23 protein-coding genes are annotated in these 25,836 nt (G+C 52.7%); 8 read left to right on the top strand and 15 right to left on the bottom strand.

The genetic code is table 11. The features are described from left to right. Positions 1–6: 6 nt before the first annotated feature. Complete coding sequence (gene tyrS / locus AACH41_RS01180; RefSeq protein ID WP_194749715.1) at positions 7–1,245, bottom strand: tyrosine--tRNA ligase; 1,239 nt, start codon at positions 1,243–1,245, stop codon at positions 7–9. 124 nt (positions 1,246–1,369) lie between these two features. On the opposite strand from tyrS, the gene AACH41_RS01175 reads away from it, so the two are divergent. Next, positions 1,370–2,497, top strand: coding sequence for an anhydro-N-acetylmuramic acid kinase (locus AACH41_RS01175; protein ID WP_338657565.1), 1,128 nt, complete (start codon positions 1,370–1,372; stop codon positions 2,495–2,497). Between the two features lie 183 nt (positions 2,498–2,680). Continuing rightward, positions 2,681–3,970: a citrate synthase gene (gene gltA, locus AACH41_RS01170; protein ID WP_194749716.1), complete on the top strand. Its 1,290-nt coding sequence runs from the start codon at positions 2,681–2,683 to the stop codon at positions 3,968–3,970. Between the two features lie 78 nt (positions 3,971–4,048). Here the strand turns inward: gltA and erpA are convergent, their stop codons facing one another. From erpA to rplM, 6 genes are all read right to left on the bottom strand, one after another. Then, the gene (gene erpA, locus AACH41_RS01165; protein ID WP_194749778.1) at positions 4,049–4,405 is read right to left on the bottom strand and encodes an iron-sulfur cluster insertion protein ErpA; all 357 of its coding nucleotides are present in this window, start codon (positions 4,403–4,405) and stop codon (positions 4,049–4,051) included. A gap of 66 nt (positions 4,406–4,471) precedes the next feature. Further along, positions 4,472–4,879 carry a polymer-forming cytoskeletal protein gene (locus AACH41_RS01160; protein ID WP_194749717.1) on the bottom strand — a complete coding sequence of 136 codons (408 nt, stop codon included), beginning with the start codon at positions 4,877–4,879 and terminating at the stop codon, positions 4,472–4,474. A gap of 64 nt (positions 4,880–4,943) precedes the next feature. Continuing rightward, a complete protein-coding gene (locus AACH41_RS01155) occupies positions 4,944–5,306 on the bottom strand; it encodes a hypothetical protein (RefSeq protein WP_194749718.1) in 363 nt (120 codons plus the stop codon). Next, positions 5,306–6,352, bottom strand: coding sequence for an N-acetyl-gamma-glutamyl-phosphate reductase (gene argC / locus AACH41_RS01150; protein WP_338656194.1), 1,047 nt, complete (start codon positions 6,350–6,352; stop codon positions 5,306–5,308). The genes AACH41_RS01155 and argC overlap by 1 nt, the downstream gene beginning before the upstream one ends. Positions 6,353–6,470: 118 nt before the next feature. Further along, a complete protein-coding gene (gene rpsI / locus AACH41_RS01145; RefSeq protein ID WP_049639496.1) occupies positions 6,471–6,863 on the bottom strand; it encodes a 30S ribosomal protein S9 in 393 nt (130 codons plus the stop codon). A 22-nt stretch (positions 6,864–6,885) separates the two neighbouring features. Continuing rightward, on the bottom strand, positions 6,886–7,314 hold the full coding sequence (gene rplM, locus AACH41_RS01140; protein ID WP_194749720.1) for a 50S ribosomal protein L13: 429 nt from the start codon (positions 7,312–7,314) through the stop codon (positions 6,886–6,888). 362 nt (positions 7,315–7,676) lie between these two features. On the opposite strand from rplM, the gene AACH41_RS01135 reads away from it, so the two are divergent. Continuing rightward, positions 7,677–9,236, top strand: a complete 1,560-nt coding sequence (locus AACH41_RS01135; RefSeq protein WP_338656191.1) for a hypothetical protein — start codon at positions 7,677–7,679, stop codon at positions 9,234–9,236. Here AACH41_RS01135 and ubiA read toward each other — a convergent pair. The 6 genes from ubiA to thiS form a co-directional block, all read right to left on the bottom strand. Next, positions 9,228–10,091: a 4-hydroxybenzoate octaprenyltransferase gene (gene ubiA / locus AACH41_RS01130; protein WP_338656188.1), complete on the bottom strand. Its 864-nt coding sequence runs from the start codon at positions 10,089–10,091 to the stop codon at positions 9,228–9,230. The two genes, AACH41_RS01135 and ubiA, sit on opposite strands and share 9 nt — an antisense overlap. 24 nt (positions 10,092–10,115) lie before the next feature. After that, complete coding sequence (locus AACH41_RS01125; protein WP_338656186.1) at positions 10,116–10,670, bottom strand: chorismate lyase; 555 nt, start codon at positions 10,668–10,670, stop codon at positions 10,116–10,118. 5 nt (positions 10,671–10,675) lie between these two features. After that, positions 10,676–11,833, bottom strand: a complete 1,158-nt coding sequence (locus AACH41_RS01120) for an MltA domain-containing protein (protein ID WP_338656184.1) — start codon at positions 11,831–11,833, stop codon at positions 10,676–10,678. A 167-nt stretch (positions 11,834–12,000) separates the two neighbouring features. Beyond that, positions 12,001–12,384 (bottom strand): Co2+/Mg2+ efflux protein ApaG, encoded by a 384-nt coding sequence (gene apaG, locus AACH41_RS01115; RefSeq protein ID WP_275356445.1) that lies wholly within the window; start codon positions 12,382–12,384, stop codon positions 12,001–12,003. Positions 12,385–12,386: 2 nt separating this feature from the next. Further along, positions 12,387–13,169 (bottom strand): thiazole synthase, encoded by a 783-nt coding sequence (locus tag AACH41_RS01110; protein ID WP_313986372.1) that lies wholly within the window; start codon positions 13,167–13,169, stop codon positions 12,387–12,389. A gap of 51 nt (positions 13,170–13,220) precedes the next feature. Continuing rightward, on the bottom strand, positions 13,221–13,424 hold the full coding sequence (thiS, locus tag AACH41_RS01105) for a sulfur carrier protein ThiS (protein ID WP_194749782.1): 204 nt from the start codon (positions 13,422–13,424) through the stop codon (positions 13,221–13,223). Between the two features lie 336 nt (positions 13,425–13,760). Between thiS and AACH41_RS01100 the strand changes: the two genes are divergently transcribed. Continuing rightward, positions 13,761–13,940, top strand: coding sequence for a hypothetical protein (locus AACH41_RS01100; RefSeq protein WP_194749724.1), 180 nt, complete (start codon positions 13,761–13,763; stop codon positions 13,938–13,940). A 286-nt stretch (positions 13,941–14,226) separates the two neighbouring features. On the opposite strand, the gene gndA is transcribed toward AACH41_RS01100, so the two are convergent. Both gndA and AACH41_RS01090 read right to left on the bottom strand, forming a co-directional pair. Then, entirely contained in the window at positions 14,227–15,741 is a 1,515-nt protein-coding gene (gene gndA, locus AACH41_RS01095) for an NADP-dependent phosphogluconate dehydrogenase (protein WP_194749725.1), read from the bottom strand. Between the two features lie 166 nt (positions 15,742–15,907). Next, entirely contained in the window at positions 15,908–16,648 is a 741-nt protein-coding gene (locus AACH41_RS01090) for a dienelactone hydrolase family protein (RefSeq protein ID WP_194749726.1), read from the bottom strand. Between the two features lie 183 nt (positions 16,649–16,831). On the opposite strand from AACH41_RS01090, the gene AACH41_RS01085 reads away from it, so the two are divergent. From AACH41_RS01085 to AACH41_RS01070, 4 genes are all read left to right on the top strand, one after another. Then, entirely contained in the window at positions 16,832–17,785 is a 954-nt protein-coding gene (locus AACH41_RS01085) for a serine protease (protein WP_338656181.1), read from the top strand. 106 nt (positions 17,786–17,891) lie between these two features. Further along, complete coding sequence (hemL, locus tag AACH41_RS01080; protein ID WP_338656179.1) at positions 17,892–19,172, top strand: glutamate-1-semialdehyde 2,1-aminomutase; 1,281 nt, start codon at positions 17,892–17,894, stop codon at positions 19,170–19,172. A gap of 421 nt (positions 19,173–19,593) precedes the next feature. Then, positions 19,594–24,264, top strand: coding sequence for a glutamate synthase-related protein (locus AACH41_RS01075; protein WP_338657564.1), 4,671 nt, complete (start codon positions 19,594–19,596; stop codon positions 24,262–24,264). Between the two features lie 88 nt (positions 24,265–24,352). Beyond that, positions 24,353–25,780 carry a glutamate synthase subunit beta gene (locus tag AACH41_RS01070; protein ID WP_338656177.1) on the top strand — a complete coding sequence of 476 codons (1,428 nt, stop codon included), beginning with the start codon at positions 24,353–24,355 and terminating at the stop codon, positions 25,778–25,780. Positions 25,781–25,836: the final 56 nt, after the last annotated feature.

The raw sequence follows: 25,836 nt of genomic DNA, 5'->3' as shown, positions 1-25,836 counted from the left end.
CTCAAATCACCTGATTGTGATCTTGGCAAATTTACGTTTACCCACCTGTGCGATCACTGTCACACCTTTAGTCAAAGGCAGATTCTTATCATCCACCTTGACGCTGTCGAGCTTGACGCCTCCTTGCTGCACTGCGCGCATGGCTTCACTGGTGCTTTCAACCAAGCCCGCCTGTTTTAACAATTGGCTAATGCCGATGCTCTCGCCTTCAATGGTCACTTCAACTTCGGGCACGTCATCCGGGATGCCGCCTTTGGCACGGGTCTGGAAGTCCTGCAAGGCTTTTTCAGCCGCGGCTTGACCATGGAAACGCGCCACAATTTCTTGGGCAAAGCCGACCTTGATATTGCGGGGGTTTGCGCCACTGGCGACTTGCGCCTTCCATTCGGCAATGGTTTCCAGCGTCGCAAAAGAGAGCAAATCAATATAGCGCCACATCAGTTCATCTGAAATCGACATGATCTTGGCAAAAATAGTCTCTGGCGCCTCGCTAATGCCAATGTAGTTACCGAGTGATTTAGACATTTTATTGACGCCATCCAACCCTTCCAGCAACGGCATCATCAGCACACATTGCTGCGACTGGCCGGCCTGCTTTTGCAACTCACGCCCCATGAGCAGGTTAAACTTCTGGTCGGTACCACCGAGCTCAAGATCCGCTTGCAGGGCGACCGAATCATATCCTTGCAGTAACGGGTACAGAAACTCGTGAATCGCAATCGGTTGATTACCCTTGAAGCGTTTGGAGAAGTCATCGCGCTCCAGCATGCGGGCCACGGTATGGCTGGCAGCCAGCTTGATCATCCCCGCCGCACCGAGTTCACTTAACCAGTTGGAGTTAAAAACAATCTCGGTTTTGGTGGGATCCAGTATTTTGAAGACTTGTGCGGCATAGGTATCGGCGTTGGCCTTGACCTGCTCCACGGTTAAGGGTGGACGAGTGGCGCTTTTGCCCGTTGGGTCACCAATCATGCCGGTAAAGTCACCGATCAGGAATAAAATCTGATGGCCCAGATCCTGCAACTGGCGCAATTTATTAATGAGGACGGTATGACCCAGGTGCAAGTCGGGCGCGGTAGGGTCAAAGCCTGCTTTCACACGTAACGGCTTGCCTGTTTTCAGTTTCTCGACCAGCTCCTGCTCGATCAGTAACTCATCTGCGCCACGCTTGATAATGGCCAACGCCTTGGCAATTTCTGGGCTCAATGCTGGCACTTCAGATGAGGGTTGTTTGGTATCGGTCATGCGGGTATCCGTCAAATACAACGATGCGCACTGATGGCACCGTCTCAAATAAGTAAAACAGCTATTTTAACGTAATCCCATGCATTTCTGTAAGCGCGGCTGGAGCAGTGTTAAAATGACACCCATGCAAGTTTCTGCCGATCGCTCCCAGCCACGTTTGTTTATTGGACTGATGTCCGGTACCAGCCTGGACGGGGTGGATGCCGTGCTCACCTCGCAACGGGGCGAGCAACTGACACAAACGGCCACCTATTTTCTGCCCTACCCTGACGCGCTTAAACAGCGCCTACTGGCCTTGCACACGCCCGCCAATAACGAGTTACACGAGGCCGCAGTGGTTGCTAACCAGCTCGCAGAACTCTACGCGCAAGCCGTCAAGCAACTGCTTAAGCTCGCCGACATCCGTGCCGAGGCCGTGACAGCCATCGGTTGCCATGGCCAGACCATCCGGCACTGTCCGACACTGGCAGAGGGCATGGCATACACCATACAATTGGGCAACCATGCCCGCTTGGCAGAATTAACAGGGATCACGGTCATTGGCGACTTCAGAAGTCGCGATATTGCCGCCGGCGGCCAAGGTGCACCGTTAGTGCCGGCCTTCCACCAGGCGGTGTTTACGAGTGCAGATAGGCATCGCGTCGTCATTAATATCGGCGGCATTGCCAACTTGAGTGATCTGCCAGCACACGGACAAGTCACAGGCTTTGACTCGGGACCCGGCAACCTGCTCATGGATGCCTGGACGCAGCAACACACAGGCCAACCCTATGATGCGGGCGGGCACTGGGCAGCGGGCGGGAAAATTAATCCAGACTTGCTCAATGCCATGTTGGCAGATCCTTATTTTGCACTGGCCGCACCTAAAAGTACGGGACGCGACCTGTTTAACGACACCTGGTTAATGCAACTGCTGCATCAGTATCCCGACAGTGCACAAAATGTGGCGCGTACTTTGCTTGAGTTAACAGCAGTGAGCATCACCGATGCACTGACGCGATTCTGCCCAGGGGCTCAGGAAGTCTACGTCTGTGGGGGTGGTGCCCATAATCTGGCCTTGCTGAATAGACTGCAGGCGCTGTCTGGCCAGTCCATACAGCTGACGGATCAATTGGGCGTTGGCGTGGACTGGGTGGAAGCGGTCGCCTTTGCCTGGCTGGCGCAACGCTGTGTAGATCATTTGCCAGGCAATTTGGCCGCTGTCACCGGCGCGGCGGGGCCACGCATTCTGGGTGCCGTTTACCCCAACTAAGCACCGGCAACGACGCGTAGCAATGATTCCCAAAAGCAGTGCAAACGCACCAGTGACTTGATTACATCTGGTGCAGGCTTTTGATTGTTTTTTTAACTTTTCCGCGACAGTCACCGCACAAGCGGTGATAAAACAAAACGATTGCGTATAATTTAACCAACTTGATTAAAGACTGAGTACGTTATGGCTACCAAGGCGACCATTACATTTGACAACGATAGTAGCGCAATTGAGCTACCAGTATTAAAAGGCTCACTGGGCACGGATGTGATTGATATCCGCAGCTTGGGCAAACATGGTTATTTCACGTTTGATCCTGGCTTCATGTCTACCGCATCGTGTACATCTGGCATTACCTTTATTGATGGTGAAAAAGGGTTGCTTTACTACCGTGGCTATCCGATTGAGCAACTGGCCGAGAACTGTGACTTCCTTGAGGTCTCGCACCTGTTGCTGCACGGCGAACTGCCGGATAACAATCAACGTGAGGAATTCGTGAGCACCATCAGCGAACACACCATGCTGCACGACCAGATGAGCAATGTATTCCGTGGGTTCCGCCGCGATGCGCACCCGATGGCGGTCATGATCGCGGTCGTAGGCGCCATGGCGGCCTTCTATCCAGACAACAACAATGTGGCCGACCCGGAATCACGGAAAGTGGCCGCCATGCGCCTGCTGGCCAAAGTCCCCACCATTGCCGCCTGGAGCTACAAGTACAACATTGGCCAGCCATTCATGTATCCCAAAAACAAATTGGGCTACGCCGAAAACTTTATGCACATGATGTTCGCCACGCCCTGTGAAGACTATGTGCCCAACCCGATTCTGGCCCGTGCGTTTGAGCGGATTCTGATTCTGCACGCAGATCACGAGCAAAATGCTTCTACCTCTACCGTGCGTCTGGTCGGCTCCAGCGGCGCCAACCCGTTTGCCTGCATCGCAGCCGGCATCGCCTCGCTATGGGGCCCCTCACACGGTGGCGCCAACGAAGCCACACTTAACATGCTGGAAGAAATCGGCGACGTCAGCCGCATCGGCGAATTTATCAAACGCGCCAAAGACAAAACCGACAGCTTCCGCCTGATGGGCTTTGGCCACCGCGTTTACCGCAACATGGACCCCCGCGCTTCTATCATGCGCAAAACCTGCCATGAAGTGCTCAACGAACTGGGCCTGCACGATGACCCGATGTTCAAACTGGCGATGGAACTGGAAAAAATTGCGCTTGAGGACGAATACTTCGTTTCCCGCAAACTCTATCCAAACGTGGACTTCTACAGCGGCATCGTCATGCGCGCCATGGGCATCCCCAATTCGATGTTTACGGCGATTTTTGCCCTGGCCCGCACTGCAGGCTGGATTTCACAATGGTGTGAAATGAACGCCGACCCCGAACAGAAAATTGGCCGCCCTCGCCAGTTGTATGTGGGGTCTGAACGTCGGGAATTCGTTCCTTTGCATCAGCGTTAGTTTCGCGATGCAAATAGTGAAGAAATAAAAAAACGCCAGATATCATCTGGCGTTTTTTTATTTTGAGTTACGCTAGTTTTAAACCGAGAACGAGCTACCGCACCCACAAGTGGTGGTCGCATTCGGATTACGAATGACAAATTGCGAGCCTTGCAGGCTATCGGTATAGTCGATTTCTGCGCCCATGAGATATTGCAGGCTCATCGGGTCAATCAACAAGGTCACGCCGTCCTTGTCCACCTGGGTATCGTCGTCGTTAACTTCTTCTTCAAAGGTGAAGCCATACTGAAAGCCGGAACAACCACCACCGCTCACAAACACACGCAGTTTCAGCTCTGGCGTACCTTCCTCATCAATCAGCTCTTTGACCTTTTTGGCAGCATTATCGGTAAATACCAAAGGACTAGGCATTTCAAGGGTGGCTTCTGTGGTCATCATAGACTCCTGTAAAATTCGTATTCAGTATATGGCGGTAATCCGCCGGATTTCAAGTGGCTGCGTTTAACTGTCTTCTGTCGTTGATGTTTCTGTTGGGCTCGCTTCGGCCTGCTCACCCAGATAAATCAGTTTTCCTTCAATCACGGCACCGGTGTGCATTTCGAGCGATTTGTAATACAGGTCGCCGATAATACGCGCCTTGCTTTGCAACTCGATAAAGACGGAAGACCGCACCGGCCCGCGTATCATGCCGTTCAGTACAATTTTGGAGGCCTCGACACTGCCAGTCACGGCTCCGTTTTCACTGATAATCAGTGTACTGGGATGGGTTTGCTTTTCAATGACATTACCGACAATCAAGCCATCTACTCTTAAACCACCTGCAAACTGCATATTGCCATTTAACTGCGTTTCATGCCCGATCAGGGTATCAATGTGACTGTCAATTTGAACACTTTTCTTGAAAAACATGCGACTTCCTGTTCCGATATACTTAAATGGCAATCCTGATTGCGTCAGTGCTGCTCACACAGACTCAATGCTTGGTCATGTTTTTGTAAAACACCAGCTCCTCTTTGAGCTTGATATTTTCGTCCTGTTGCGCAGTCAGTGTTTTGGCCAGGTTGTTGCTCGTTGCCAATTCCACCTGTAACTCACGCTGGGAAGCGATCAGTTTCTTCTGCAACTCTATATTTTCCGTCGTGACCTGGCGCAGGCGATGCCGAATATTTTCACTATCATCATCATGCAACACCCAGTAGGCCAATGCAAACCCAATCACCACATAGGAAACCGCCAATATCCCTTGAAAGTACCAGGGGCGATGTGAACGCACAGCCACCTGTTTGGCAGTCAGGCCAAAGTGATTCCTGAGTCTTCTGCGGATAGGCCTGATCATTATGGCAACAATGGCAACACTTGCAAACCAGCCTCAGGGGCCAGATTGAACATCAGGTTCATGTTCTGCACCGCTTGACCAGAGGCGCCTTTAACCAGGTTGTCCTGCACGACAATGATTGTGACATAATCATCCGCCTGTGGGTACACCGCCATCCTTAAAACATTCGATCCACGGACCGAGCGTGTCTCGGGAAGCGCACCGGCCGGCATCACATCGACAAAAGTCGACCCCTGGTAGCGTTGCTCATACACCTGCTGGATGGATGCCCGCGGCGCTTGCCTATTGAGTTTGACATGGAGCGTACTGAGCATGCCACGTATCATCGGGATCAAATGCGGCACAAAGATGAGCTGGACAGCTTCATTGCCAGACAGTTTTTTGAGTTGTGCCAGAATCTCGGGATGATGCCTGTGCCCTGCCACACCATAGGCTCTGAGGTTATCACTCGCTTCAGAGAACAGCGTAGACACTTCGGCTTTTCTGCCGGCGCCGGAGACACCCGACTTCGCATCCGCGATAATTGGCACCGAGAAATCAATCCAGCCTTGCTCAAGTAAGGGCGCCAACCCCAGCAACACGGTGGTGGGGTAACACCCTGGATTGCCAATCACTTGCGCCTGCTGCACCTCTTCGCCATATAGCTCTGGCAAGCCGTAGACGGCATCTTGCAAAATATCGGTACAGCTATGGGGGAGTTTGTACCATTTTTCAAAGACAGCGGCATCCTGCAACCGGAAATCTGCTGCCAGATCAATCACCTTCACGCCAGCAGCTACCAGCGCAGGCGCTTGCGCCATGGCCACACCATGGGGCGTGGCGAAGAACACCACATCACATTGGGTCAGATCAACGGTCGCTGGGTCACTAAAGGCAAGCTCAACGACGCCACGCAAACTGGGAAACATCTCTGCCACAGGCAGGCCTGCTTCACCCCGTGAAGTAATGACCTGCAATTGCACATTGGGATGACGCGCCAGCAAGCGCAATAACTCTACACCGGTATATCCTGTGCCGCCAACGATGCCTACCTTAATCTTTTCCATCTGCCTTACCCAGTTGAGGAGTTAAAACGCACACTGCGTAAAAAGTTAATTAATATAAATGAAAAAGGCCGCCAATGCGACCTTTTTGCACAACAGGTTTGTAACAAACGTTGAAAAATTAACGTTTGGAGAACTGTTTCCGACGACGTGCTTTACGCAGACCGACTTTCTTACGTTCAACTTCACGTGCATCACGTGTTACGAAACCAGCGTGGGACAATGCGCTCTTCAGGGCAGCATCATAGTCAATCAATGCACGGGTAATGCCGTGACGAACTGCACCAGCTTGACCGGATTCACCACCACCATGCACATTGACCAGAATGTCAAAGCTCGCAGTGTTGTTGGTCAATTCCAGAGGTTGACGCAAAATCATGCGAGAAGTCTCGCGTGAGAAGTACACGTCAGCTGGCTTGTCGTTTACAACGATATTGCCGCTACCGGACTTGATGAACACACGTGCCACTGAACTTTTGCGGCGGCCTGTGCCGTAGTTGTATTTACCGATCATGTTTTATCCTAATCGTCTTGAATTAGATGGTTAATGGTTGCGGTTGTTGCGCAGTATGCTCGTGCTTGTCACCCGCATACACTTTCATTTTTTTGATCATGGCATAGCCCAAAGGACCTTTTGGCAACATGCCTTTCACTGCTTTTTCCAATGCACGGCCTGGGAAACGGTCTTGCATTTTGGAGAATGAAGTGGTTGTAATACCGCCTGGATAACCAGAGTGACGGTGGTACAGCTTGTCACCAGCCTTATTGCCGGTTACTTTAATTTTGTCCGCATTGACTACGATGATGTAGTCGCCTGTATCCACGTGCGGTGTGTAAATAGCTTTATGCTTACCACGCAGACGATGAGCGATTGCGCTGGCCAGACGACCCAATACCAAGTCAGTGGCGTCAATCACGAACCAGTCACGTTGTACTTCATGCGATTTTGCTGAAAAAGTTTTCATTTTATAACTACCGAGTTATAGCGTATAAATTAAGAGGGCGGATTATATGCTAGCTTGAGAAAGCTTGTCAACGGATTATTCTAAAATAATCCCTGACCAATGCCGCGAGCCTTGATGATTTTATCAGGCTGCAGATTTGGGGCTGTTTACCATCAATTTTGCAAATAAGTTGAAGTAAAGTATGCTTTTTAAGCAAAAGATCTTTGTTTTATCAGGAATAATTGCAAACAGATGCTATATTAGCTCAAGTTTCGACTTGATGCACTGAATCATTTCAACCGCAGAGATTAAAAAATAATATTTTCATGCGCTCAGGCCATTCACAGACGCGAGAGTCCACGATCACAACAGCATTGCGCTGCATGGCGTTGCCATTGTTGCTTTTGTTAGCGCCAACCTCACTCGTGCAGGCCGCGGATTTATCCGCATTCCGCTTTGAGTCTGAACCTGGCCAACCCCTGCTGGCACAAGTGCCGATCACGCATGCCACATCCAGTACGGACATCAGCTGTTTTCAACTGCAGCAATCTGTGGCTGATTTTGTGCATCTGGAATACACCACACTGAGCGCGGATCAAGGCATGCTCATGCTATGGTCCGACCGCGCAATGAGCAGCCCGGTCAAAGTCACCCTAACAGATACATGCCAGCGCACCGCGCAGACCTTTACCCTGCACCCGGACATGAAGGTGTCGTTTGAAGTAGAGGCGCCTCAGCAAACAGCGACCCAGCCAATTACTGCAGAGGCGCCCACCTCGACCCCACAGGCACCCTCTCAACCGGTACAGGAGGGCATCCCGCTGGAGGCCTACGACAAGTTACAGGAACAAATCAATGAATTGCAGCAGGCATTTAACACCTTGCAAAGCAAATCCGATGCCCTTTATGCCAGTTCACTGGCGCAAACGAATTTACTCGCCTCTCTGAAATCGCAATTGGTCCATGTGCAGAATGAAAACCACCTGCTGCGCACACTGGTGATGACGCTAGGCCTGGCCTTGATCGCCAGCGGCTTTTTCTTTGCCGACTGGCTCAGGCGGCATGCGGCAGTACCCAAGCGCGCCAAAGGCCGCCAACCAGCCTCAGCCACGGAAGAATCCACCGGTCCGGCGACCCAGCCGCAAACCAGCCAGCGATTCACAACCACTTTGTCGCCACTCACCAGCTCACCAAGTCCTGCACAACCAGTCTCTGGTGCGACGCAACCGCCCTATACCCAACGAACCGGAAGTCGCTTGAAGTCGGTTCCTATCCACGCCAATGATGATGTGCTCGGGCTCGAAGCGGTTCCACAAAAACTCAGCTCACAAAAAAGCACGCAGTCCGTGATGCAAGATGCTTCCAGACTCTTCACACATGGTCGAGTGAATCAGGCCATTGAGCACTTGCAACAACACCTGGCCAAACACCCGAAATGCTCCCCCTGGATGTGGCTGTATTTACTGGATTTATTATCCAAAGAAGGCAAGCACCAGGAGTTTGACATGATGGCCAGCGAGTGCCGCAAGCACTTCAACTTGAATGTAGAGCACGCGCCAGACCTCAAACAACAAGGCATCGAATCTTTCCCGCGCGTGATGAAAGCCTTGCAGCAGGCCTGGGGCACGCCGCAGGTGATTGCGCTGATTGACGACCTGGTTTACAACACCCGCCTTGTGCCGCGTATGGGTTTTGAGCGTAGCGTCTTTGAAGACCTCATGCTATTGAAAGAAATTGCCTGCCAGACACAAAACCTGCCTGCAATGCCCCCTGCGCCAAAAGCCCCGGACGAAGAGACGTCCATCAATGGTAACTTGCGCGAGTTGCAGCAACTCTCTGAAGACATCTATATCCTCGCTCCGGCAGAACAAGCACCCTTCCAGTATTGGACCGACTTCACCTTTGAGCTGGCTGAGCCCGCTGGTGGACGCAAATCAGCCTAACCAATAGGCACCAGCGATGCCTGCGGTTAATGCCGCGCCTATCCAGATATTCTCCAAAAATGCCTTGAAACACTGCGCACGCTGACGCGTACGGATCAGTCCATATTGCCTGAATAACTGTAAGGCAGCGGCCACCCAACCCAGCCAGAATGGCCAGCCCAGCCTGAGCTGAATGGCGACCCAGGCCATCATGGCCAGCGTGGCAATCAGGCACAGCATAATCGCGAATACCTCACGGTGACCAAAGGTAATCGCAGATGAACGGATGCCGATCTTAAGGTCATCCTCACGGTCCACCATGGCATAAGCCGTATCATAGGCCACTGACCACGAGACATTCGCCAGCAACAACCACCAGGCAGTTGCCGGCACAGCCCCTTGTAAGGCAACAAATGCCATCAGGATACCAAAGCCAAACGCAATGCCCAAATAGGCCTGTGGAATGGCAAAAAAGCGTTTGGTGTACGGGTAGCTAACCGCCAGAAACAAAGCTGGGACGGACCACAGCACCACTTGCATGCCCAGCGTACACACCAGCACAAACGCTATCAAAGATAGCGCTACCGCCACGGCATAAGCCTCTTTCACAGAAATCTCCCCGGTCGCCAACGGCCGGCGTTGGGTGCGCGCCACCGCGCCATCCCAGTACCGGTCGGCAATGTCATTCAATGCGCAGCCGGCTGAGCGCATCAGTATCGTACCCAACACAAACACGGTTACCACCCATAGATCAGGGTGCCCTGCGCCTGCAATCAACAGCCCCCACAATGTGGGCCAGAGTAGCAACCAAATCCCGACCGGCTTATCCAGGCGGGTTAAGCGATAATACGCATGCCAGTTGATGGTTGACTGCATTACAAAAGCTTTCCGATTAAAAAATTAATCATGGGGATGGTCCACACAAGCAGGCAAAAACACTTCTGTCACCAGCAAAAGGTGATGATGCAGACGGAACAAGGAGCGTCTTGCCCAAAGGGGATGTTGCTGCAACTGCGGATGATAGCGGCATACCGCCTGATGCAAGGGATGCTGTGCGTACAATTTGCGGAACTGCAACGGCCCACGTGTGACTTTAGGATTGGCAAACAGCGCTGCCCCGAGCGGCACCCGCCCGATTGCACGCAAGCGGCACCATGGTCCGCGCAAATCCTGACGCGCGATGACACTATGCGCAAACACGCGCGGCTGGCCGTTTCCGCGCAACATGACTTCTCGCACCCATGCATGGGACATCGCATGCAGGCGCAACATGGCCTGTTCGTCTACATGCGGCTTGCGCCAGGCTTGTGCCAACAGCTCCACCGAAAACGCCGGATAATGTTTTTTCAGGCGGGCAGTTAATGAACCCCTTTCCTGCAACCAGGACCTGAAGGGGGTTTGACCAACAACAGCGCGTTGCCAGGCCCGCTCAGAAGATTGCTTCAGCTGCCGCATCTCGGTCAATGTGGCAACGGGAACGTTTTGGGCAACCACACCCATAATTTCCCTTGTTGGCGCATGGCCCCCGCCAGCTTGCCAGCAGCATCGCCTTCTCCCCAGTACACATCGGCACGCACGCCGCCCTTGATCGCCCCCCCCGTATCCTGAGCGTGCATCAATTGCTGCAAAGGTGCCACATCATTGGGGTAAGTGGTCGCCAGATAGACAGGGGCGCCCAGGGGAATGTAAAACGGATCGACCGCAACACTACGTTCAGCTGTGAGCGGCACCCCTAATGCGCCTAATGGGCCGGACAACCCCGGTGGCAGCAACTTGAAAAACACATAGCTGGGATTCGCATCCAGCAAACCGCGTAACTGCTCGGGATGCTGCTGTGCCCAAGCCTTGATTCCCTGCATGGAAGCCTCGCTGGCGGTCATTTCTCCGCGCTCCACCAGGATCTTGCCAATAGACTGGTAAGGGTGCCCATTCTGGTCGGCGTAACCTACGGGAACACGCTCGCCGTTTTCAAGCGCAATGATGCCCGACCCCTGTACCTGCAGAAAAAATGCTTCTACCGGATCGCTGACCCAGATTAACTCACTGCCATTCAACGGCGATTGCGGCTGCTCAATTTCTGCCCGTGTGTAATAGGGAATCAGCGTTTGGCCCTGCAAGCGGCCACGCACGCGTTTATACTTGAGCTCGGGAAACAATGCCGACAAATTCACGGTAATCAAATCCGACGGCACTTGATAAAGCGGGACGCGGTAACGCGGACTTGCTTGCCTAGCCCCTTGCAACACAGGCTGATAATAGCCGGTGATCAAGCCCTGCGAGGCGCCATCCGCCTGCCGCGTGGCATACACATTAAAATATTGTTGCCAGTAGGCCTGAATGGCAGACACATCCTCAGCCTGCACCAAGAGCGCGGCAGCACAAACCGCTTTCCAGTCCGCTTTGTTTTTGAGCCCCTGACATCCTTGTAGCCATGCCTTCCAGCTGGCGATCCAGTCTTCTTTTTCCAACCCTGGCAGGTCTGCCCACTGCGCAGGCTGGAGCAAGGCAAAGGCTTGTGATGGCGTAACAGGCGGGACACTGCTACTCGTACCGGGCCTTTCAACCGCAGGCTTGCTCGGAGCTGGCGATGTTCTGCCCGAGGTGTCCGGCGTTGGCACCGTTTGACATCCTGCCAGCCATAGCAGACTGGAAAGGACAAGACATAGACGGATGACAGAACTGTTTTTGATGGTTAACACGTTTGTGACTTCAACTTAAAGACCATTGATAGGTCTGCGGCCTCATGCAGCAGACAGCAGACGAGGCAAATGTTTGCGCGTGCGGTTTAATGCAGCCCGGCTGCCTGATGCAACCAGAACGTCGGGATATCGACTTCAAACCAGTGACCATCGACGGCCACCATCTGATAAGTGCCATACATTTCCCCACTGGGTGTACTGAACATGACGCTACTGGTATAGCGGTATTCTGCATCGGGCGCCAGCAAGGGCTGCTCGCCGACCACCCCCAGCCCTTTGACTTCCCGTACCTGTTGCATGGCATCGGTAATCACCCAATGTCGACTAATCAGCTGCGCAGGCGTTTGCCCGGTATTGCGGATCGTAATCGTATAGGCATAGATGTACTGCCCCGTTTCTGGCGAAGACTGATCAGGCAAGTACTCTGTCTCGACAGACACCTGACAGGCATAGAGGGCGCGTTCGGTCACATTTATCCTATCATGCCAGTGGTTGGTGAACTAGGGCTGGCAGAATACAGTTTTTTCGCCATACGTCCGGCTAAAAAGGATTCCCGGCCAGCCTCAATGGCTTTTTTCATGGCGCCTGCCATCAACACCGGGTCACGCGCAGCCGCAATGGCAGTATTCATCAACACGCCGGCACAGCCTAACTCCATCGCAATCGCCGCATCAGACGCACAGCCTACGCCAGCATCCACCAAGACCGGGATCTTGGCATTTTCGATGATAATTTGCAGATTCCATGGATTTAAAATCCCCATGCCGGAACCAATCAGCGAGGCCAACGGCATCACTGCCACACAGCCAATATCCTCCAGTTGCTTGGCGATGATCGGGTCATCCGAGGTATACACCATGACCTCAAAGCCTTCTTTGACCAGCGTTTTGGCTGCAGCAATGGTTTCGGTCACATTCGGATACAAGGTATTCGGATCACCCAATACCTCCAGCTTGACCAGGCGGTGATCATCCAGCAACTCACGCGCCAGACGCAAGGTGCGCACGGCTTCTTCAGCACTGTAACAACCCGCGGTATTCGGCAGATAAGTAAATTCGTTCGGCGGCAAATACTCCAGCAGAGAAGGTTCGCTTGCATGTTGACCGATATTGGTCCGGCGGATGGCCACGGTAATAATTTCAGCGCCACTGGCGTCTATCGCAGCGCGTGTCTGCGTAAAGTCCTGGTATTTGCCGGTGCCAACCAACAGTCTGGATTGATAAGATTGACCGGCAATCACTAAAGCATCATTCATCATTAAACTTTCTATTCCATTCTTAGCTGCATAACGCTGATGAGATCGCGCTTAACCGCCACCGACCGCACCGACGATTTCCAGCTTGTCATCCGCGTGCAACTGCACGTGGGCAAACTGGCTACGCGGCACAATATCGCCATTACGCTCAATCGCAATGCGCTTACCTGTCAGTTGCATCTGCTCGACCAACGCTTGCACACTCATGGCCTCTGCGGCAAGTTGCATGGCTTTACCATTGACGAAAATTTGCATGCTGCTTTTAAAGGTTTTATTAAACAAGCCGATATTCTACGAAAAATCAGCGGATTTGGCTTTCAGTTTTTACGTCACATGGTTTCAAGCCATCTTCAACACGTGTCATCCAACCTTGAGGAGTATGCGTTATTTTAAGCGTGAACATGGCACCATGTTTGCTTTAATGTTGTAGCGATACAAATATGCCTGAAGAATTTGACAAGTTTGGTCACTACGGCAAATTCCGCATTGCTGCAGAATGAACTTTTTGTTAATTTTGGCGCCACAAGCACGGCGAACACAATTCGTTGTTTTGTGTAATGAATATTGAGAATCCCAAAAGGAAGAGTAAAAATGCAAATCGTAGAATCCTACCAAGCCGTTTCATCACAACATTTTTTGATTGATGAAATTTACGCCCCCAGCCTCAACAATGCTGCTCCCAACGCTAAAGCGTTTGCCGAAGAACAGCAACACCTGAAAGCAATCAACGAGCTTCATCGCTTTTTGGAATCGAGTTGCGACTGCGTTTAATACGCAGGGCGTTTCAAACCGACCCCGCAATGGGTCACTGATTTTCAGGTTGGATGCTTGAATCCAATCTAGGGTTAGCCGGAAATATGTGAAAATTCACTTCGGGCGCCCTTTACCCAAAAATTGCGCAACGACTGCGATATCGAAGTCCCTGCGTTAAAGTAGAGGTAATGATGAGACAAATAAAAAAGATGGCTTTTATCGCCATCTTTTTTATTTTCAGCGGTTGATTCAGAAGCAGCGACGACCCGTAAGAGCGGTCACTGCTATCCTAAGAAACTGCAGACTATTCAACCGACAGCTGTGGACGACCAGCTTCTGGCCAATCTAAGTGGAAGAACTGACCACGTGGCTGATCTTTGCGCTCATAGGTATGTGCGCCAAAGTAGTCACGCTGGCCTTGCAGCAGGTTGGCTGGCAAGTCAGCACTTCTGTAGCCATCATAGTAAGCCAATGCCGCCGCGAAGCCTTGTGCAGGAATCCCATTGGTCACGGCCAACGCAATCACTTTACGCCAGCCTGCCTGACCTTCGTTCATCGCATTGGTGAAGTATGGATCCAGCATCAGGTTTTTCAGGCGTGAGTTCAATGCATAAGCATCGGTGATTTTTTGCAGGAAGCGCGCACGGATGATACAACCGCCACGCCAGATCTGGGCAATTTCACCGAAGTTGAGTTTCCAGTTATAAGCCACTTGTGCCTTATCAATCAACTGGAAGCCTTGTGCGTAGGCGCAGATTTTGGAGCAATACAAGGCATTTTTGATCGCCTCAATGGTTGCAACTTTGTCTTTCTCTTGCACAATCACTGGACCTTTGAGGATCTTGCTGGCTTCAACACGCTCCTCTTTAAGGCTGGATAATGCACGCGCATAGACGGCAGCTGCAATCGCATTGGCGGGCGCACCCAGTTCGAGCGCATTGGCCGCCGTCCACTGGCCGGTGCCTTTTTGGCCTGCCGTATCGAGAATCTGGTCAACCAGGAAGCCTTTGCCAGCGGGATCTTTTTGCTGCAGGATATCGGCCGTAATTTCAATCAGGAAGCTGGACAGCTCACCTTTGTTCCACTCGGCAAACACTTTGCCGATTTCATCGGCCGGCATGCCCAGCAGATTTTTCATTAGCCAGTAGGCTTCGCAAATCAACTGCATATCGATGTACTCGATACCGTTGTGCACCATTTTTACATAGTGACCTGCACCATCCGGGCCGATATATTCCGCGCAAGAGAACCCACCCTGAACTGGTTTGCCAGGTGCGCCACCTTCTAACGGGGCACCTGTCACAGGATCCACTTTGGCTGCAATATCGCGCCAGATGGGCTCCAGACTAGCCCAGGCCTTGCGTGTACCTGAAGGCATCAACGATGGACCAAAGCGGGCACCGGTTTCACCACCAGACACGCCGGAACCAATAAACTCAATGCCTTTGGCAGCAAGCTCTTTTTCGCGACGGATGGTGTCCGTCCACAGCGCATTACCGCCATCAATAATAATGTCCCCTTGCTCCAAGAAAGGCAACAGAGCGTTAATGGTCACATCGGTCGCGCTCCCGGCTTTCACCAACAACACAATCTTGCGTGGACGCTTGATGCTCAGTACAAAAGAGGCCAAATCAGCATGCCCCACCACACGTTCGTGTGAGGGCTCATTCTTTTTACACTCCTCGATGAAGTTCAGCATTTTCTTCGGGTCACGGTTATAGACCGCAATGGTATAGCCGTGATCAGCAATGTTAAGCGCCAGGTTTTGGCCCATCACTGCCAATCCTACCAATCCAATATCCGCATTTTTTATAGTCATAGTTCTCTCTAAACAATGGTTAATTTAGTTGAAAAAAAGCACAGGCTTTTGGCCTGTGCTTGGACTAGGGTATGTATTGAATATCCCATGCAAGTTGTTTTGAGAATCGCAACTGGCATAACATTTTCAGCACCTTAGTTTTCTTTCGCTCAAGTGTTCCAGTCGGTTACTTGAGTACGTTACCGAACATCTGCAAGGTCAATTGATATCCAATGTTGACCAGCTGCGCATCGTAACGTTCCCCTTCATCGCGCATGAAGGCATGTTGTCCATTAAATTCATGCCAGGTGTAATGCAGTCCGGGCACCGCGGCAAAGCGGTTATACAGCTCTGCACGCTTATCTCCCGGGATATGAGGGTCTTGCTTGCCCCAGATCATAAGCAACTCGCCCTTGATTTCGCCGACACGGTCCATGCTGTGCTGACCAGGCTGGTTCGGGATAATGTTGGTGTGCAAATCGGTAGCGTAGAAACAGGCCGTCGCTTTCACTTCTGGCTGCAAAGCTGCACGGAAAGCCAGGTGACCACCGATACAAAAACCGGCCGCACCCAAATTGCCGTCATACCAGGCTTGCTTGTTCAGATAGTCAATCATGGCGCGGTTATCCGTGTCGTAGGCCTGCACATCTTTGGCCATTTTGTCCGCATTGCCTTTGTCGCGGCCAGCATCGTCATAGCCCAATACCGTGCCAATCGGATTCAACTCATGGAACACTTCCGGCACCAGCACGGCATAACCATGCCCTGCTAAAAAGCGCGCTGCGCGCTCAATCGGACCGGTCTGCTGAAAAATTTCAGAGTAAAACAAAACCGCAGGCACTTTGCCATCGTGTTTTGGACGATGAACATAAGTACGCATCACCCCGGTCGGGGTGTCCAAATCAACGATTTCGCTCGTAATCAGCATGATAAATCCTTAAACAATCAAAAAATACCGGCTATTCTAGCGCTGTTTGCATGGCTTTTCACAGATATTGTGTCAGGGCAAGCAGAATTTTTTGCAATTCCGGCTGACAAAGTCTGAGGTAGCTTGCCTTCATCACCAACCATGGGAGTTTGTATGCGCCCCTCATCCAATCTTGTTTGCTTCATGCTCTTCAGCACGGGCGCTTTGGTGGCCCATGCCGAGCTCGACCATGAGCTGGTTTACCGACTGAAAGCCTCGGTGGTAAAAGTGCACAGCATGACGCAAACGGGCGGTCACGGCGTCGGCAGCGGCGTGGTTGTGGCGCCAGATACAGTGGCTACCAATTGCCATGTGCTGGCGAACAGCAGCGGCGTCAGCGTTTCCAAATTCGGTGATAGCGTCAGCCCGGTTGGCATGGTCGCGGACTGGAAGCACGATATCTGCCTGTTGAAATTTCAATATCTGGAACTGCCGCCAGTCAAGCTGGGCACAACCGCCGCCTTACATTATGGTGATGCCGTCTTTTCCATCGGCTTTCCAGGTGGACCGCCCAAGCCACAAACCATCGCAGGCCATGTGAAAGCCTTGTACCACTATGATGACAGCCTGATTGTGCGCACCGATGCCGCGTTTATCATGGGCGCCAGTGGCAGCCCGACCTTTAACCAGACAGGCGAACTGGTTGCTTTAAGCACTTTTAAAAGTCCCGGCAAACAGGCCTACTTTTATAGTGTGCCGGTCGAGTGGATACAAACGCTGCTTGGCAAACAAGCCAGCAACAGCATTCAGGCCGACGCCACTCCCTTTTGGGACTTACCGCTGAATGAGCGCCCATTCTGGATGCAAGTGGTGATTCCTTACCAAAACAGCGACTGGCCGGCCGTAGAGCAGATCGCGCGCACTTGGTTAAGCCAGCAAGCAGAGGCCGCAGAAGCACACTTTTATTTAGCCAGTGCGCTACATGGGCAAGGGCACCTCGCCGCAGCCCAACAAGCCTATTTACAGGCCACCACGCTGGAGCCGAATTATCTGGAAGCTTGGTCAGGACTGGCCTTGCTCGCTCAACAATCCGCGCAGCCAAGCTTGCAGGCGGAGGCTGAGCGCCACCTTCAACAGCTCGCCAGCCAGACTCAATAGCTTGGGCATCCTCGCTAACCACAAGCCATCCGGCCAAGCGTACGCATGATCAACCCCAGAGGCTCTGCTAGAATAGCGTTTTTAATGTTTATCCGATTGCTCCGTCATGACCTCTCGCAACCAGCAACTGTTTGAAAAATCCCAGCAACTGATTCCAGGCGGCGTCAACTCGCCGGTACGCGCGTTTCGTAGCGTCGGTGGCACGCCCATCTTTTTCAAAAAGGGCCTCGGCTCCAAGCTCTGGGATGCGGATGGTAAAGAATACATTGACTACATCAACTCCTGGGGCCCCATGATTTTGGGACATGCCCACCCGGAAGTTGTTGCAGCCGTGCAGCAAGCGGCCGCCAACAGCCTGAGTTTCGGCGCGCCAACCGGCCTCGAGCTCGAAATGGCTGAATTAATTAATCAACTTGTGCCCAGTATGGAACAAGTACGCCTGGTCAGCAGCGGGACCGAAGCGACCATGAGCGCCATTCGCGTGGCCCGTGGCTTTACCAAGCGCAATAAAATCATCAAATTTGAAGGCTGTTACCACGGCCATGCCGATGCCTTGCTCGTGAAGGCTGGCTCCGGCTTGCTCACCTTTGGCGAACCCAGCTCCGCCGGTGTCCCGCCAGAAGTCGCTGCGCACACCCTGACGCTCGATTACAACAACTCGCAAATGCTCAAAGACACCTTTGCCAGCATGGGGGACGAGATTGCCTGCGTGATTCTGGAGCCGGTAGTCGGCAATATGAACCTGATTGTGCCTCACCGCGAGTTCTTAACCACTTTGCGTGAACTGTGCACTCAGCATGGCACGGTGCTGATTTTTGATGAAGTCATGACCGGCTTCCGCGTGGCACTGGGCGGTGCACAGGCACTATATGGCATTAGACCGGACATGACGACCCTGGGCAAAGTCATTGGAGGCGGCCTGCCCGTAGGCGCCTTTGGTGGCCGCAAAGACATCATGAGCGTACTGGCACCACTAGGGCCGGTTTACCAGGCCGGCACCCTATCAGGCAATCCCGTGGCAGTGACCGCCGGGCTGACCACCCTCAAACTGATCCAGGCACCCGGCTTTTATGAGGCACTGACGGCAAAAACAGCGCAGTTAATGGACGGCATGAAGCAGGCAGCACGCAAAGCGGGCGTCACCTTTAGCGCACAAAGCGTAGGCGGCATGTTTGGCCTCTATTTTAGCGCCAGCAACCCCACCAGCTACGCCGACATGATGCAGGCAGATAAAAATGCCTTTAATCACTTCTTCCACAGCATGCTGAACAGCGGCATTTATCTGGGGCCATCTGCATTTGAGGCGGGCTTTGTCTCGGCGGCACATACCGATGCCGATATCGCCCAAACCGTACAGGCGGCCGAACAAGCCTTTGCCAGCCTGTAAGCCAGACGTTTGCGTGGCGATTGCCACTCAGACTCGCCACGCAAACGAATCCCCACATCCTTGACCATCCCGGATAACGCCCCCTGAGCGGCCTGACACCTTCTGGCAGGCCGTCTATATAAAGACAATCCAATCGCAATCTCTGATCAACGGACTCGCCAGGAGTGCTCTATTCAGGGATAAACCGCCTCACAAGCGTGACAGATTCAACTGAGCCCACCATTTTAAAACCCTGCTAGCTCTCTGGTATTTGTGTAAATTAAAGCGCAATTAATTGGTAAATAAAAACCATTCTCAACTAAAAAATAAAATGCCTTTATCCGTTATTTAACGCAGGCTAAACAATTGAAATTGCTAAACTTTAACGGTATCATTGAAGGTTCCTCCAAATGTTTTGTAAGTGAAGAATCTGGCAATGGACATGCAGTCTGACAACAACCTGATGAGTGCTTCTCAAGATACCGCAACCGCCCGGGACGACCAATTCGGTTTAGCTCCGCAATCCCAGGGTTTATATGACAGACGCCACGAGAAAGATAGCTGTGGCGTGGGCTTTGTCGCCCATATTAAAGGCCAGAAAAGCCACGACATTGTCGCTAAAGGCCTGCAACTGCTGGACAACCTGACCCATCGCGGCGCGACCGGTTACGACCCTAAACTGGGTGACGGCGCGGGCTTGCTGATGCAGATGCCAGATACCTTTATGCGCGAAGAGGCTGCCAAGCTGGGCATGACCTTGCCAGCAGCCGGACAATACGCCGTCGGTCAGGCATTTCTGCCACAAAACGCAGACAACCGCGCGCAATGCGAAGCCATCTTTGCCAAAATCATTGCAGAAGAAAATCAAACCCTGCTGGGCTGGCGTGATGTGCCGGTCGACAACAGCAATATTGCCGACGCCGCCCGCGCGGTTGAGCCTGTGATGCGCCAGGTGTTTATTGCCAGCACCGTGACCGACAGCAACACCTTTGAACGCAAATGCTTTGTGATCCGCAAACGCATTGAACACGCGATTCGCGCACTAAACCTACAAGACAAGGCACAGTTTTACATGCCGTCCTTCTCTTCCCGCACCATCGTCTACAAAGGCATGCTGCTGGCTAATGAAGTGGGCGTGTACTACAAAGATTTGAGAGATGAGCGCGTGATTTCAGCGCTTGCACTGGTACACCAGCGTTTCTCTACCAACACCTTCCCAGCCTGGGATCTGGCCCACCCCTTCCGCATGATTGCACACAACGGTGAAATCAATACCGTTCAAGGCAACGTGAACTGGATGGCCGCCCGTCATGAGACCATGAAATCTGCGGTGCTGGGTGAAGACTTGGAAAAACTGTGGCCACTGATTGCAGAAGGCCAGTCCGACTCCGCCTGCTTTGATAACTGTCTTGAGCTGCTGGTGGCTGGTGGCTATAGCCTGCCACACGCCATGATGATGCTGATCCCGGAAGCCTGGGCAGGCAACCCATTAATGGACGAAGACCGCCGTGCGTTCTATGAATACCACGCGGCACTGATGGAGCCATGGGACGGCCCGGCTGCAGTCGCGTTTACCGATGGCAAAATGATTGGTGCCACGCTTGACCGTAATGGCTTGCGTCCAGCCCGCTACCTGGTGACCGAAGACGACATCGTCATGATGGCGTCTGAAATGGGCGTGATCACTTTCCCACAAGAAAAAATCGTTAAAAAATGGCGTTTGCAGCCAGGCAAAATGTTGCTGATCGACATGGAGCAAGGCCGCATTATCGACGACGAAGAAGTCAAAACTGAACTGGCACAAGCCAAACCTTATCGCCAGTGGATTGAACAGACCCGCTTCCATTTGACCGACTTGCCTGGCGTAGGCAATGGCGAAGTCAGCCTGAAAGCGGATTTGCTGGATACCCAACAAGCCTTTGGTTACTCTCAGGAAGACTTGAAGTTTGTCTTGCAACCCATGATAGACAACGGCGAAGAGGGCTCAGGCTCCATGGGGAACGACGCGGCCTTGCCCGTGCTGTCCAACAAAGCCAAGACGCTGTACAACTACTTTAAACAGTTGTTTGCACAAGTGACCAACCCGCCGATTGACCCGATCCGTGAAGAGCTGGTGATGTCACTGGTGACATTTATCGGCCCTAAACCCAATCTGTTGGCGATTGATGAGACCAACCCGCCATTGCGTTTGGAAAGCGGCCAGCCAGTGTTGAGCCTGGAAGGCCTGGAAAAACTCAAACAGATTGAGTCTTTGACCAAAGGCCAGTTCAAGTCCATCGTCCTTGACCTGACTTATGATGCCGCCTTAGGTAAAACCGGCATGAAACAGGCCCTGGACGTCTTGCACGACCAAGCCGAAAAAGCCGTGCATGACGGCTATAACGTACTGATCCTCTCGGACCGTGCCGTCGCAGCGAACCGCATTGCCATTCCAGCCCTGCTGGCCTGCTCGGCCACGCATGAGTTTCTGGTCAAAGCCGGCTTGCGTACCAGCACCGGTCTGGTGATTGATACAGGCTCAGCCCGTGAAGTACACCATTTTGCCCTGCTGGCAGGCTATGGTGCGGAAGCTGTTTGCCCATGGCTGGTGTACGAAACCATCAAGACCCTGACCGGCGATGTTGAAAAAGCCGGCAAAAACTTCGTCAAGGCGATCGGCAAAGGCTTGTACAAAGTCATGTCCAAAATGGGCATCTCGACCTACCAGTCTTACTGCGGCGCACAGATTTTTGAAGCGATCGGCCTCAATAGCCAGTTTGTGAATGACTATTTCACTGGCACGGTCAGCCAGATTGAAGGCATCGGTCTGGAGCAAGTTGCCGAAGAAACTGTACGCATGCACATGCAAGCATTTGGGAATGACCCCGTGCTCTCCAATGCGCTGGAAGCGGGCGGTGAGTACGCCTTCCGTGTACGCGGTGAAGAGCACTTGTGGACGCCGATGTCGATCAGCAAATTGCAGAACGCGACTCGGACTGGCAAATACGAAACTTACAAAGAGTACGCCGCACTGATCAACGATCAGACACGTCGCCACATGACCTTGCGCGGACTGTTTGAAATCAAACCGGCGGGTAAAGCGATCCCATTGGATCAGGTGGAATCGGCCAAAGAGATTGTTAAACGCTTTGCCACTGGCGCCATGTCTTTGGGCTCCATTTCAACCGAAGCGCACGCCACCTTGGCGATTGCCATGAACCGGATTGGCGGCAAGTCCAATACTGGCGAAGGCGGTGAAGACGTCAAACGCTTTATTCCAGTCCAAACAGAATCCAGCCTGGCCACCGTATTGGGCAGTGATTTGATTGAAGCAGATGTGCCAATGCAAGCGGGTGACTCTTTGCGCTCACGCATCAAGCAGGTTGCCTCTGGCCGCTTTGGCGTGACTGCCGAATACCTGAGCAGCGCTGACCAGATCCAGATCAAAATGGCACAAGGTGCCAAGCCTGGGGAAGGCGGTCAGTTGCCTGGCCATAAAGTGTCCCCCTACATTGCGAAACTGCGTTTCTCGGTGCCTGGCGTCGGCTTGATCTCTCCACCACCACATCACGACATTTACTCGATTGAAGATTTGGCACAGCTGATTCATGATCTGAAAAACGCCAATCCAAAAGCCTCGATTTCGGTCAAACTGGTGTCAGAAACCGGCATCGGTACCGTGGCAGCGGGTGTGGCCAAGGCCAAGTCTGATCACATCGTGGTCGCTGGTCATGATGGCGGGACAGGTGCCTCACCAATTTCTTCGATCAAACACGCAGGCACGCCATGGGAGCTTGGTCTGGCTGAAACGCAGCAGACGCTGGTACTCAACCAGTTGCGTGGTCGCGTGGTGCTGCAAGTCGATGGCCAGATGAAAACCGGCCGTGACGTACTGATTGGCGCCCTGCTGGGTGCGGACGAATTTGGCTTTGCCACTGCACCGCTGGTGGTTGAAGGCTGTATCATGATGCGTAAGTGTCACTTGAACACTTGCCCGGTCGGTGTTGCCACCCAAGATCCAGAACTGCGTAAGAAGTTTACCGGCCAGCCTGAGCATGTCGTGAATTACTTCTTCTTTGTCGCTGAAGAAGTGCGTGAACTGATGGCCAGCATGGGCATTGCCAAGTTTGATGACTTGATCGGCCGTGCCGATTTGCTGGACATGAAAGCCGGTATCGAGCACTGGAAGATCAATGGCCTGGACTTCAGCAAAGTGTTCCATCTGCCAGACATGCCAGCCAGTGTGGCACGCAAAAACAATGACGTGCAAGATCACGGCATCGCCAAAGCATTGGATAACCAATTGATCGCATTGGCTAAACCGGCGTTGGAAAAAGGCGAAAAAGTCACGCTTGAGTTGCCAATTGTGAACACTAACCGTACAGCAGGTACCATGCTGTCACACGAAGTGGCGAGCCGTTATGGCAACGCCGGTCTGCCTGACGGTACCATCCACGTCAAATTCACTGGCACCTCCGGTCAGAGTTTTGCGGCATTCCTGGCCAAGGGTATTACCTTTGAGCTGACAGGTGAAGGCAACGACTACGTGGGTAAAGGCCTGTGTGGTGGTCAGATCATTATCAAACCACCCGCAACCTTCCGTGGCTTATCCTATGAAAATATCATCGTTGGTAACACCGTGATGTACGGTGCGACCACAGGCAGCAGCTTCTTGAGCGGTGTGGCGGGTGAGCGCTTCTGCGTGCGTAACTCAGGCGCAACTGCCGTGGTTGAAGGCGTAGGCAACCATGGTTGCGAATACATGACCGGTGGGACCGTGGTGGTACTGGGTCAGACCGGCCAGAACTTTGCTGCCGGGATGAGTGGCGGCATTGCCTATGTCTACGACATTGACGGCCAGTTTGCCAAACGCTGCAATATGAGCATGGTGTCACTGGAAAAAGTCGAAGCGGCGGAAGCAGATGTTGGCAAAGTACAACACCTAGGCCAGCCAGACGAAGTGATTCTTAAAGGCTTGATCGAGCAGCACCTGGCGTTGACAGGCAGCCCTCGAGCAAAAGAACTGTTGGCCGACTGGTCAGCCGCGCGTGCAAAATTTGTTAAAGTATTCCCGAACGAATACAAACGCGCACTGACCGAAATGGCTGCAGCCTCCGCCAAGCAAGCCGCATAATCGTTTTTGTTAATTGAATGCCCCGCGTGATTGGCGGGGCTGTTTAAAGTTGTGTCTGTCACGAGCAACTGGGAAGAGATGATTTCACATGGGTAAAGTCACAGGTTTTATGGAATTTGACCGACTGGCAGAAGAAAATCTGCCCGTTCAGGATCGCGTCAAGAACTACAAAGAGTTCGTCCTGCATTTGACAGACGACCAGGCCAAACAGCAAGGAGCACGCTGCATGGATTGCGGCATTCCATTTTGCACCACCGGCTGTCCAATCAATAACATCATTCCTGACTGGAATGACCTGGTCTATCATCAGGACTGGCGCAGCGCGATTGACGTGTTGCATTCCACCAACAACTTCCCGGACTTTACTGGCCGTATCTGCCCCGCCCCTTGCGAGGCAGCCTGCACCTTGAACATTAATAACGACGCCGTCGGGATTAAGTCCATCGAGCACGCCATCATCGACAAAGCTTGGGAAAACGGTTGGGTCACACCACAAATCAACCCGAACAAAACTGGCAAAACAGTGGCGATTGTGGGGTCTGGCCCCGCAGGCCTCGCCGCAGCACAACAATTGGCCCGCGCGGGCCATGCCGTGACCGTGTTTGAAAAAAATGACCGTATCGGCGGCTTGCTGCGCTATGGCATTCCTGACTTTAAACTGGATAAAGCAAACATTGACCGCCGGATGGCGCAAATGGAAGCCGAAGGCGTGACCTTCAAGGTGAATCAGCATGTCGGTGAAAACGTCAGCGCGGCCGATCTGGAGCGTGACTTTGATGCCGTCATCCTGGCAGGTGGCGCAGAACAGCCACGTGACCTGCCCGTGACAGGTCGTGAACTCGATGGTGTTCATTTCGCCATGGACTTCCTGACCCCTAACAACAAAATGGTGGCCGGCGACAACGTCCCTAACCAGATTAAAGCCACCGGCAAACATGTGGTGGTTATCGGCGGTGGCGATACCGGTTCTGACTGCGTAGGCACCTCCAACCGCCATGGGGCAGCCAGCATCACCCAGTTCGAGTTGATGCCTCAGCCGCCTGAAAAAGAAGACAAATTTATGGTGTGGCCAAACTGGCCACTCAAAATGCGCACCTCCAGCTCGCATGAAGAAGGAGCGAATCGTGACTGGTCGGTCACAACCAAAGAGCTGATCGGCGAGAACGGCAAGGTGAAAGCCCTTAAAGGTGCACGTGTGGAATGGAAAGATGGCAAAATGTCTGAAATTCCAGGTTCAGAGTTCACCATTCCTGCTGATCTGGTGTTTTTGGCCATGGGCTTTGTCTCACCGGTACAAAAAGTGCTGGATGCATTTGGCGTGGAAAAAGACAACCGCGGCAATGCCAAAGCCACGACCGATGGCGAAGGCTGTTACAAAACCAGCAAGGACAAAGTCTTTGCTGCCGGTGACATCCGTCGCGGCCAGTCTCTGGTAGTCTGGGCGATTCGTGAAGGCCGTCAGTGCGCACGCGAAGTCGATGCGTTCCTGATGGGCAGCTCTACTCTGCCACGCTAGTCCAGGTTGCCGTGAGACGCAAAATGCCGATGGTTTTCATCGGCGTTTTTATTTGT

It is taken from the genome of Methylophilus sp. DW102 (assembly GCF_037076555.1).
Classification (GTDB): Bacteria; Pseudomonadota; Gammaproteobacteria; order Burkholderiales; family Methylophilaceae; genus Methylophilus; species Methylophilus glucosoxydans.
Note: the sequence above shows the minus strand (reverse complement) of the source record. Positions and strands in the feature narration are given on the sequence as shown.

Excerpts from the sequence above, each read along its gene's own strand:
- AACH41_RS01155 (WP_194749718.1), bottom strand. The coding sequence starts at position 5,306 with ATGATCAGGCCTATCCGCAGAAGACTCAGGAATCACTTTGGCCTGACT.
- gltA (WP_194749716.1), top strand. The coding sequence starts at position 2,681 with ATGGCTACCAAGGCGACCATTACATTTGACAACGATAGTAGCGCAATT.
- tyrS (WP_194749715.1), bottom strand. The coding sequence starts at position 1,245 with ATGACCGATACCAAACAACCCTCATCTGAAGTGCCAGCATTGAGCCCA.
- AACH41_RS01075 (WP_338657564.1), top strand. The coding sequence starts at position 19,594 with ATGCAGTCTGACAACAACCTGATGAGTGCTTCTCAAGATACCGCAACC.
- rpsI (WP_049639496.1), bottom strand. The coding sequence starts at position 6,863 with ATGATCGGTAAATACAACTACGGCACAGGCCGCCGCAAAAGTTCAGTG.
- AACH41_RS01110 (WP_313986372.1), bottom strand. The coding sequence starts at position 13,169 with ATGAATGATGCTTTAGTGATTGCCGGTCAATCTTATCAATCCAGACTG.
- ubiA (WP_338656188.1), bottom strand. The coding sequence starts at position 10,091 with ATGCAGTCAACCATCAACTGGCATGCGTATTATCGCTTAACCCGCCTG.
- rplM (WP_194749720.1), bottom strand. The coding sequence starts at position 7,314 with ATGAAAACTTTTTCAGCAAAATCGCATGAAGTACAACGTGACTGGTTC.
- AACH41_RS01175 (WP_338657565.1), top strand. The coding sequence starts at position 1,370 with ATGCAAGTTTCTGCCGATCGCTCCCAGCCACGTTTGTTTATTGGACTG.
- gndA (WP_194749725.1), bottom strand. The coding sequence starts at position 15,741 with ATGACTATAAAAAATGCGGATATTGGATTGGTAGGATTGGCAGTGATG.
- AACH41_RS01125 (WP_338656186.1), bottom strand. The coding sequence starts at position 10,670 with ATGCGGCAGCTGAAGCAATCTTCTGAGCGGGCCTGGCAACGCGCTGTT.
- hemL (WP_338656179.1), top strand. The coding sequence starts at position 17,892 with ATGACCTCTCGCAACCAGCAACTGTTTGAAAAATCCCAGCAACTGATT.
- AACH41_RS01100 (WP_194749724.1), top strand. The coding sequence starts at position 13,761 with ATGCAAATCGTAGAATCCTACCAAGCCGTTTCATCACAACATTTTTTG.
- AACH41_RS01090 (WP_194749726.1), bottom strand. The coding sequence starts at position 16,648 with ATGCTGATTACGAGCGAAATCGTTGATTTGGACACCCCGACCGGGGTG.
- AACH41_RS01070 (WP_338656177.1), top strand. The coding sequence starts at position 24,353 with ATGGGTAAAGTCACAGGTTTTATGGAATTTGACCGACTGGCAGAAGAA.
- AACH41_RS01160 (WP_194749717.1), bottom strand. The coding sequence starts at position 4,879 with ATGTTTTTCAAGAAAAGTGTTCAAATTGACAGTCACATTGATACCCTG.
- erpA (WP_194749778.1), bottom strand. The coding sequence starts at position 4,405 with ATGACCACAGAAGCCACCCTTGAAATGCCTAGTCCTTTGGTATTTACC.
- AACH41_RS01135 (WP_338656191.1), top strand. The coding sequence starts at position 7,677 with ATGGCGTTGCCATTGTTGCTTTTGTTAGCGCCAACCTCACTCGTGCAG.
- thiS (WP_194749782.1), bottom strand. The coding sequence starts at position 13,424 with ATGCAAATTTTCGTCAATGGTAAAGCCATGCAACTTGCCGCAGAGGCC.
- AACH41_RS01085 (WP_338656181.1), top strand. The coding sequence starts at position 16,832 with ATGCTCTTCAGCACGGGCGCTTTGGTGGCCCATGCCGAGCTCGACCAT.
- argC (WP_338656194.1), bottom strand. The coding sequence starts at position 6,352 with ATGGAAAAGATTAAGGTAGGCATCGTTGGCGGCACAGGATATACCGGT.